This window comes from Micromonospora sp. LOL_024 (genome assembly GCF_048060415.1).
GTDB lineage: Bacteria > Actinomycetota > Actinomycetes > Mycobacteriales > Micromonosporaceae > Micromonospora.
This window is the reverse complement of record NZ_JBHMIS010000070.1, coordinates 1-7,951: the sequence shown is the minus strand read 5'-3', so window position 1 is coordinate 7,951 and position 7,951 is coordinate 1. Positions and strand designations below refer to the sequence as shown.

The window sequence follows — 7,951 nt, the reverse complement described above, 5'->3', positions numbered from 1 at the left end:
CCCAATCGACACGTCAGCCCAGCTCACAGCCCCGCACATCGACAACGCAAAGACCCTGGCGGCCCGGCCGCCCCACCCGCGTCCCAGCGTCGGGTGATCTCGGGCGGCTGACATCTTCCTGCCTGCGCTGGCCGGCGTCGCCCCCGGGCACGGTGCCGCACGCGGCAAGAAGACACCCAGGGGCCTCCCGGGCAGGCTGAATGGGCATCAACGTCGGTGGCACCCGAAGCAGACGCGACCCCGGCAGCCGGGCGGTCGCGGGTCACCGACCGGGGCCAGGGCCGCCACCATGCACACCGTGGGCGCCGTCGAAGGCCGCCCCGGCACCGGCCGACCACGCCGGCGGAACCGGGCGGCGGGGTCGCGACCACTCGGCGGACGCACCGCGGCGGCCGGTGACGCGAGTTGACCAGGAGGAGAACGCATGTCGACCCCAACGACGACAGCCGCCGAGCGGCCGACCTTCCCGATCGGACGGCAGTGCCCGTACCGACCGTCCGCCGACTACGCAGCGTTGCGGGCCGAAGGGACGCTGTCCCGGGTACGGCTCTACGACGGCCGGGAGGCGTGGCTGGTGACCGGGCATGCGGAGGCCCGGGCCCTGCTCGCCGATCCGCGTCTGTCGATTAATGCTCGCGCCGATGGCTTCCCCGCGCTCAGCGCCGAGATGGCGGAGCTGGCGAACACCGGCTACACCGACGTCCTGATCGGCGTCGACCCGCCGGTGCACACCCGACAGCGTGCCATGCTGATCCCGAGCTTCTCGGTCCGCCGGATGAATGCGCTGCGCCCGGCCATCCAGGACATCGTCGACCAGCGTATCGACGCCATGGTGGCGGCCGGGCCACCGGCGGATCTGGTGGCCGAGTTCGCGCTGCCGGTGCCGTCCATGGCGGTCTGCGTGCTGCTCGGCGTGCCCTACGAGGACCGAGTGGCCTTCGCCGGGCCGGCCCGGGAGCTGTTCGACGTCGACCCCGACCGGGCGGCCGCAGCGATGGCAGCGCTGACCGACTACTTCGGTCGGCTGATCACGGCCAAGGAACGCGAGCCGGGCACCGGACTTCTCGACGACCTCATCGCCGACCAGGTACGAGAGGGCCGGCTGAGCCACGACGAACTGATCCTCTACGCGATGCTCATGCTGATCGCCGGGCAGGACACCACTGCCAACGTGATCTCCCTGGGGAGCCTGGCGCTGCTGGAGCATCCCGACCAGTTCGCCCAGCTCCGGGCCGACCCGGAGCTGGTGACCGGCGCGGTGGAGGAGATTATGCGGTACGTCTCCCTGGTGGAGGCGATCTCCCGGGTGGCACTGGCGGACATCGAGATCGCCGGCTACCGCATCAAGGCCGGTGAGGGCGTGTTGATCGGTGCCGCCGCCGCGAACTTCACCACCGCGCTGGTGCCCACTCCGGAGGAGTTCGACGTGACCCGGTCGCCACGCCACCACCTCGGCTTCGGCTTCGGCATCCACCATTGCATTGGGCAGAACCTGGCCCGTATCGAGCTGGAGTTAACCTTCCGCACGCTTATCCGGCGACTGCCCGGACTGCGGATCGCCGTACCGGCCGAGGAGATCCGCAGCAACGTCACCGGTCCGATGGAGCGGCTGACGGCTCTTCCGGTGGTCTGGTGACCCGCAAACGACCGGGAGGCACGGCCGGGTCCCCGGCCCGGCGCGTCCGTCGGTGCACGCTGCCACGTGGGCGCTGACCCGCCTCGTGGCGGCGTTCGGCGTGGCCGGTGCGGCTCTGGTGTCCCGTCCCCCATTCCGCCGGTGGACGGGCCAAGCCGGGCTCAGCCGGGTCGGTCGGTGGGCGGCGCCTGACCGAGCGCGGCGTACCGCGCGGCGAGGGCGTGGAAGGACTGCTTGGGCTCCCATCGGTAGGCAGACGCCGGATCGTGGTGGTCGTCCCGGACCGTCCGGACCAGAGCCATGCTCGCCACGTCGAGGTCGAGCCGGGGGTCGGCGGAGTACGGGTGGGTCGGATGGATGAACTCGCTGACCGCCACGCCGTGCACCCCGGCCCGGACGAAGACGTCCAGCATCCGCTGGTGGAAGTGCGCCTGGGCGGGCTCGTCGCGCCGCACGCCGGGGCGGACGGTCGGCAGTGCCCCGCCGCGGTCGACCACGTCGAAGGAGAGGAAGGCCATCTCGGCGGCGCGCGCGTGCGTCGCGGTACCGAACTCCGCGATCATCACTGGTTTGCCCCACCGGTGGTACCGCGCTATCTCCGTGACCAAGTCCTCGTCCCGGATCGGGTAGCGGAGCGTGTAGAAGTGCATCAGCCGGATCACGTCGAACAGCCGCCAGTCGACGTCCTCGAACGGCGCCGCCGCGTACCCGACCCCACCGGAAAAAATCGATCGCACGGCGTTCACCACCCGGTCGAGGAACTGGTTGAGCCGCTCGTTGCCGTCGACCTGGTCGACCGTCTCGGTCGGCCTCAGGAGCTGGTGGTCGGCTTCGGCGAAGATGTTGGCCATCCGTTCGTGGTAGCGCCCGCCGGGCACCATCCCCGGCGTGAAGACGGAGTGCACGCAGCCGGTGGAGAAGCTGATGGCCGCTCCGTCCCGGCGTAGTCGCTCGGCGAGGTGGGCCGCCTCGACGAGGTGGTCGACGATCTCCGACTGCGACCGGTCGACCAGCCGCGGTTGCAGCCAGACGTGCAGGCCGACCTCGGCCGCCGTACGCGCGGTTTCGGCCAGCCGCCCGAGGTCGCTGCCGTAGACCGTCACGGAGTTGCAGTGCAGCCGTCGACGGATCGCCCCGATCTCGTCGGCCATCCGGCCGGTGCGCCAGAGCATCCGGGACAGCTCACCCTGTCCGGTGGCGAAGTTGGTGCCGGTGTCGTAGGCGACCCCCACCGAGCGCAGGGTATTCCGCTCGACGGCACCGTGCGGGATGTCGGGCTGCGGACTGCCGGTCATCGCGATCTCCCTGGTGACGTGTTTGTTGGTGCGATTTGGTCGGGCTCGACCCTCCCAACCGCCCCGCTACCGGCGCACCTTTGGACGTGCGGCCCGCTGGCCGGCCGCGCACGCACGAAGGTGCCCGGACCACCGGGCACTGCCAGGCTGGGCGCATGGCGGAGTTCGACGGCAGGACAGTCCTGATCACCGGAGGCGGCAGCGGCATAGGCCTGGCCACCACCCGTGCCTTGCTGGACGTGGGGGCCCAGGTGGTGATCGCCGGTCGCGACGCCGCCCGGCTGCTGGGCGCGGTCGAGACGCTCGACGCCGCTGGACGCGTCGTCGCAGTCCCCGCCGACGTGACGAAGGAATCCGATCTCGACCGTCTCATGACGGTCGTACGCGACCGGATCGGCCGCCTGCACGGGGTGTTCGCCAACGCCGGCATCGCCCGGTTCAACCCCTGCGCCGCGGTGACCGGCGCGGAGTACGCCGACCTGCTCGACACCAACGTCCGGGGGGTCTTCCAGACGATCCAGAAGTCACTGCCGTTGCTGGCCGACGGTGCGGCGATCGTGGTCAACGGGAGCTGGCTGGTGCACCGCGGCATCGCGACCACCCCGCTGTACGCGGCAGGCAAAGCCGCGGTGGTGAACCTGGCGCGCTCCCTCGCCGCCGACCTCGGCACCTGCGGCACCCGGGTGAACGCGGTGAGCCCGGGCTACATCGTGACGGACATGTTCCTCGGCGTCGCGGACACGGAAGAGGCCCGGGAGGGCGCCCGCCGCCAGGTGCCGTTGGGGCGGCTGGGCCGCCCGGCGGAGGTGGCGGAGGCCGTGGTCTTCCTACTGTCCGGCCGCTCGTCCTACATCACCGGCCAGGAACTTCTGGTCGACGGCGGCCTGATCACCTCGGTACCGAACTGATACCTGGTGGCCCTCCCGAGGGAGGGCCACCCGTGCCGGCCGGGTCGGCATACCAGGCGTGGTGGACCCGGTACCCCACGCCGGGGCGGGCACCGCGCGATCTCCTCAAGGTGTGCTCGATCGTGCGGTGCCCGCCCGGTCCCTCTCCGGTCAGGTGACCCGGGTCAGGGTGGCGTGCATGAAGGTGACCCAGGTCCCGTCGGGCGTCGGGAAGTCGCAGTCGTAGCTGATTGTCCGGTCGTCGCTGGCCTGGCGCACGTACTTCGCCGGACCGACCAGGACGAGCCTGCCGTCCTCGAAGTCGCCGGTGTAGCGGCTCTGCTCCTCGTTGAAGGGCCCGAAGCTGCTGAAGTAGTGCGTACGGTACTTCCGGGTCTCGGAGTCGAAGTCGAAGAACTCGTAGCCGACATCTGGAATCCGGCCTGCGGCCCCCATGTCGATCAAACAGTTCCAGCGATGGACGAGGAAGTAGCTGCCCGACAACCACTCGAAGGTCTCGGTCCCGGAGAGTTCCGCCGGCGGGCCCATCGGGCCGAACTCGGTCCTGCCGCTGAGCTTCCAGGTGCCGATTAGGAAGTCGAGACGGCGCAGCTCCGGGGCGGGTTGCGGCGGGATGGGCGTCTGCTGGGCATTGTCGGACACGGTCGCTCCTCCAACATTTCCGCGGACTTGGGCTCCTGGTGTGACGTCAGGTCGGACGACGCTCGCGCCACGTCTGTTGTGACGCCTCCGCGGCGGGCGACTCATCGGTACGGTCGGCTGACTTTCGGCGGCCGGCCGGTCCGGCACGACGGCCGGGCGTGCGCGCTCGGCACGACGGCCGGGCACGCACGCCCCCGGGTGCGTGCAGGTGTCAGCGGTAGGGTTTACGCGCGGCGATGATCGCGTACCCGATGTCGGCCTGCCGGCCGAAGTAGCTCCGGTACGACGCCGTCAGGGTGTCCACCATCTCCGCGCCAAAGCTGACCGTCAGTTCGTCGCGCAGCTCCTCGACCCGGTTGAGATACCGAAGGCCCATGCCGTACACCCGCGGCCCGCACTGGGTGTACTCCTCGACCTCGAAGCCGGCCCCGCCGAGCAACGAGATCCACTCCGGCACGGAGTGCAGCTGGGCGATCTTGAAATCCGCCATGAAGGTGGCGGCCTGCGCCGCACTCAGGTGCTGCTCACGCGTGCAGTCGGTGATGGCCAGCCGACCGCCGGGGCGCAGCACCCGGTGGAACTCGGTGAGTGGCACCGCCACGTCGACGGCGTGCACCAGGGCCTCGATGGCCACCACGGCGTCGACCGACTCGTCAGCCAGAGCGAGCCGGTGGTAGTCGCCGCGCACGAACTCGACCCGGGCGGAGAGCCCGGCCCGCTCAGCCCGACTGCGCGCCTCCCGCACCTGAACCGCGCTCACGGTCACCCCGGTGACCCGGACGCCGTACTCCTCGGCCAGCTGCACGGCCGGGGCCCCGACTCCGCATCCCGCGTCGAGGACGTGTTCGCCGGGATGCAGGTCGAGCGCCGCACCGGCCTTCCGGGTGATCCGCCGGGCCGCCTCGACGACCGGGGTGTCGTCTCGGTCGTCGTACCAGTAGGACAGGTGCTCCTGGCCGTCGATGAAGACCTGCGACAACGCAGCGGTCTCGTCGTACATCCGGCTGATGTCGTCCGTGGTGGTTGTCGTCGAATCCATCGCCCCTCGTTTCGGTCTCATCGCCGGTCAGCCGTGACATCACCCTCACATCCACCGCCGCCTCACTCACCTCCCGCCTTGCCGGGCATCGCCGCACACGACGACGTCTGCCCCACCGCTCCCTCGGTATAGTGACCCGTGAATGCTTGATCCACGACGGATTGGGGAGAGCTCGATGGCGGACCTCGGCGCGGACGCGTCCCAGCACGACACCGTGCAGCAGACCTCCATCATCGACGAGCCAAGCTTCGCGGTACTGGTCGACCGGCACCGACGAGAGTTGCAGGTGCACTGCTACAGAATGTCGGGGTCCTTCGAGGACGCGGAGGACCTCGTCCAGGAGACCTACCTGCGGGCGTGGCGCAAGCGCGAGACGTTCGAGGGGCGGTCCGCCGTACGTGCCTGGCTGTACCGGATCGCCACCAACGTATGTCTGGACTTCCTGCGGGCCAACGCGCGCACGCCGCTGCCGTACCGGCAGCCGGCCCTCGGCGCGGACCGGGACACCCCGCAGGCGCCCACCGACGAGGTGCCCTGGCTGCAGCCATACCCGGACCGGCTGCTCGACGTGGTCGCGCCACCGGAGCGTCAACCCGACTCGCAGGTCGTGGCGCGCGAGACCATCGAACTCGCCTTCCTCGTGGCCGTCCAGCACCTGCCGGCCCAGCAACGAGCCGTGCTGATCCTGCGCGACGTGCTCGCCTGGTCGGCGAACGAGACCGCAGCGATGCTCGGCATCAGCCTCGCCTCGGCCAACAGCGCCCTGCAACGGGCCCGCGCCACACTGAAGGACCGGCTACCGCCCCGCCCGATCGATTGGGGCGCTACCACGGATCCGGCCGAGGCCGAGCGGGCGCTCGTCCAACGATGCATCGAGGCGCTGGAGAAGGCCGACGCGGCGAGCTTCGCCAAGCACCTACGCGCCGACGTCCGGGTCACCATGCCGCCAGACCCGTTCTGGATCGTCGGTCGGGAGACGTTCACCACCGCGCTGCTCGCCCAGTTCGACCCGACCTCGCCGGCCTACTTCGGCGAGTGGCGGGCGCTGGGGACCCGCGCGAACCGGCAACCGGCGGTCGCCGGGTACGTCCGGCGGCCGGGCGAGTCGCTGTATCGCCCTCAGGTCCTCAACGTTCTCCGGGTGGAAGGCGGCATGATCGCGGAGATCACCGCGTTCCCGCCGGAGGTCTTCGCCGCCTTCGAACTGCCCCACCACCTGTGAGCGGTGCGGCGGTGCCAGCCGGTTCCGGTCAGCGCCGCCGCGCGACGGTGAGTCCGTCGGCGACCGGCAGCATCACCGCCTCCAACCGGTCGTCGGCCGCCACGGCGGCGTTGACCTCGCCCAGCACGGCGGCGCAGCGCCGCTGCAGCGGGTCGGCGGCCAGGTCGGGCGCGGTCACGAAGCCGTCGAGCAGCACGTTGTCCAGCAACAGCAGGCCGCCCGGACGCAGGAGCGGCACCAACAGCTCGTAGTAGGTCGGGTAGTTCAGCTTGTCGGCGTCGACGAAGACGAGGTCGACGTCCGTCTGCCCGGACATCGCCCGCAAGGTGCGGGCCGCGGGCCCGAGCCGGAAGTCGATCCGGTCGGCCACCCCGGCCCGCTGCCAATGCGCCCGGGCCAGTGACAGCCAGCGGTCGCTGTTGTCGCAGGTGACCACCGTGCCGCCGGGAGCAAGACCGTTCGCGAAGGCGAGGGCCGACAGACCGGTGAAAGTGCCGATGTCGACCACCGTGCGGGCGCGCACGAGCCGGGTCAGCAGGGTCAGCAGCGCCACCTGCTCCATCGGCACCATCATCCCGGCCATCTCACCGAGTTCCGCCGTGGCCCCTGCCAGGTCGAGCACGACCCTGTCCGGCGCCGACGTCGAGGCGAGCAGGTACTCCCGCAGCACCTGGTTGACCGGTACATGTTTGGCCCTACCGCCCCCCACCGAAGCGTTCACGCGGTCGCACCTCCTGGTCGTCCCGCCGGCGTCCGGCCGGATTCGAGTGTCCGGCCCGATCGTCGCCGCGCCCTCCCGCCGGCCGCATCCTCCATCGTGCCGAGGAGGCGACGACGCGGACCCGCGCTGGTCGCGCACGTAGAAGGAGGCGACTGTCCGGGGCACCGTGCCACGCTGGCGGCAGAGGTACACGACGAGCCGGGAGCGCGAATGCGGGCAATGTGGAAGGGCGCCATCTCCTTCGGTCTCGTGTCGATCGCCGTCAGGGTGCACGCCGCCACCGAGGAGAGGACCATATGATTCCGGCAGGTACACCGCGACGACGGCGGCCGGATCAGCATCCGCCGGTTCTGTGACGACTGCGGCCGCGAGGTGGCCTACGAGGTACGTATTCAGCTTGAGGTTGCCGGTTCGGGTAGCCACGGTCCGGTGGTGAACAGTTGTTTGAGCACGTCGAGGGCGTCCTTGCCGTGTTTGGCGGCGGTGGA

General features: G+C 70.6%; 7 protein-coding genes and 1 pseudogene. 4 read left to right on the top strand and 4 right to left on the bottom strand.

Annotated elements, in window-relative coordinates; translation table 11 throughout:
- Positions 1-424: 424 nt before the first annotated feature.
- Positions 425-1,636: a cytochrome P450 gene (locus ACFHWY_RS27335; protein WP_416583128.1), complete on the top strand. Its 1,212-nt coding sequence runs from the start codon at positions 425-427 to the stop codon at positions 1,634-1,636.
- A gap of 161 nt (positions 1,637-1,797) precedes the next feature.
- Here the strand turns inward: ACFHWY_RS27335 and ACFHWY_RS27330 are convergent, their stop codons facing one another.
- On the bottom strand, positions 1,798-2,931 hold the full coding sequence (locus ACFHWY_RS27330) for an abortive infection protein (RefSeq protein ID WP_416583127.1): 1,134 nt from the start codon (positions 2,929-2,931) through the stop codon (positions 1,798-1,800).
- A gap of 155 nt (positions 2,932-3,086) precedes the next feature.
- On the opposite strand from ACFHWY_RS27330, the gene ACFHWY_RS27325 reads away from it, so the two are divergent.
- Entirely contained in the window at positions 3,087-3,839 is a 753-nt protein-coding gene (locus ACFHWY_RS27325) for an SDR family NAD(P)-dependent oxidoreductase (RefSeq protein WP_416583126.1), read from the top strand.
- Positions 3,840-3,989: 150 nt separating this feature from the next.
- On the opposite strand, the gene ACFHWY_RS27320 is transcribed toward ACFHWY_RS27325, so the two are convergent.
- Positions 3,990-4,481 carry a DUF1579 family protein gene (locus ACFHWY_RS27320; protein ID WP_416583125.1) on the bottom strand — a complete coding sequence of 164 codons (492 nt, stop codon included), beginning with the start codon at positions 4,479-4,481 and terminating at the stop codon, positions 3,990-3,992.
- Between the two features lie 211 nt (positions 4,482-4,692).
- A complete protein-coding gene (locus ACFHWY_RS27315; RefSeq protein WP_416583124.1) occupies positions 4,693-5,520 on the bottom strand; it encodes an SAM-dependent methyltransferase in 828 nt (275 codons plus the stop codon).
- A gap of 175 nt (positions 5,521-5,695) precedes the next feature.
- Here ACFHWY_RS27315 and ACFHWY_RS27310 point away from each other — a divergent pair, with 175 nt between their 5' ends.
- Complete coding sequence (locus tag ACFHWY_RS27310; protein WP_416583123.1) at positions 5,696-6,742, top strand: RNA polymerase subunit sigma-70; 1,047 nt, start codon at positions 5,696-5,698, stop codon at positions 6,740-6,742.
- Between the two features lie 28 nt (positions 6,743-6,770).
- Here the strand turns inward: ACFHWY_RS27310 and ACFHWY_RS27305 are convergent, their stop codons facing one another.
- Complete coding sequence (locus ACFHWY_RS27305; protein WP_416583122.1) at positions 6,771-7,463, bottom strand: O-methyltransferase; 693 nt, start codon at positions 7,461-7,463, stop codon at positions 6,771-6,773.
- A gap of 210 nt (positions 7,464-7,673) precedes the next feature.
- Between ACFHWY_RS27305 and ACFHWY_RS27300 the strand changes: the two are divergent.
- Positions 7,674-7,847, top strand: a pseudogene (locus tag ACFHWY_RS27300) (Ku protein); the annotation flags it as partial.
- Positions 7,848-7,951 lie beyond the last annotated feature (104 nt).